This window comes from Microbispora sp. NPDC046933 (assembly GCF_040644635.1).
In the GTDB taxonomy this organism is placed as follows: domain Bacteria; phylum Actinomycetota; class Actinomycetes; order Streptosporangiales; family Streptosporangiaceae; genus Microbispora.
In genome coordinates, this window is sequence record NZ_JBEYWW010000123.1 from 1 (window position 1) to 1,257 (window position 1,257).

Annotated in this window: 1 pseudogene; it reads right to left on the reverse strand. The window is 36.4% G+C overall.

From position 1 onward, the window contains the following. Positions 1–165: 165 nt before the first annotated feature. Positions 166–1,073, reverse strand: a pseudogene (locus tag ABZ857_RS44280) (IS30 family transposase). Positions 1,074–1,257: the final 184 nt, after the last annotated feature.

Genomic DNA, 1,257 nt, shown 5'->3' on the forward strand with positions numbered 1-1,257 from the left:
AGTTACGATATACTTTACAGTATCATCACCATTTATTACCTTAGGAGTCTTATTTGTAATCCTCATATAAACTTTAAAAATTCTGTATCCTGTATTCACAATAACTAATTTTGCCAACGTTGGTAATCTAAACATTTTTATCTCCTTATTTGGTAGATTGCAAATTTAATCCGAATTTTTGGACAAATTTGTCAGCATAACCTGATACGGTGTTTGCCAGTCGAGTATTTTAAGCGGTCGCTGGTTAATTTGGAGTAACGTCGTCGTTAAATTTTGAGCACTAATGTGCTCAAAACGAGTCCATTTAGGATAAAAATAACGTATATTCCGATTAAAGCGTTCATTACTACCACGTTCAGCTGGAGTATAAGCATGGCAGTAATAGGTCTTAATACCATATTGTGATTCAAGTGATACTAGCCCACTAAACTCAGTGCCACAGTCCACAGTAAAGCTGTGCACCGGACCATTAAAAGTGGTTAGGAACTTAGTTAGTGCTTCATTAACAGTCGCTGTCGTCCGATCTTTTAACCAGTATGCCCAAAGGAACCGTGATTTGCGATCGATTAAAGTTAATAAAACTGCCTTACTATGCCCACGAGGACCAACGACTGTATCTAGTTCAAAATCGCCGATGCGATTACGTTGATTAATCATCATTGGACGCTGTTCAATTGATCGCCCTAAAGATTGATTATATTTGGATCGTTGGTCAACGTTACGCCATGTTCAGGTAGATCATTCAAGGAGAAACCAATTCTCCCCTGATTTAGCCAATTATAAATAGATTTAGTAGCTAGTTTAAATTCGTGAGCAATCATTCCTGGTGACCAGCTTAGACGTAAATGGTTGAGAATTTTTTGCTTTAACTCATCGCTCAGCATAGTTTTCCGACCACATCGTGATCGCTTGTATTCGGCATCTGTTTGTGCTAATTCAGCCTGATAAGGTTGACATCGAGATAATTCATAAGAAATTGTTGACGGTGATCGGTTCAGCTGAACGCCCATTTGGATATTGGATAGCCCTAGTTCACAAAAGGTTTCGATTTTAATTCGTTCGGAATAGGTTATACTATACTATACAAAAGATCAGCTCCTAAAAGATGGGTTTGTGGTAAACACCATTTTAAAGGAAGCTGATCTTTTTATCCGAACAGCGTTCGGATTAATTTTACAATCTACCCTATATCTATTATAACATAAATAAATAAACAATTAATTAAATAAACAAATAAATTGTTTATTTAATTACCCG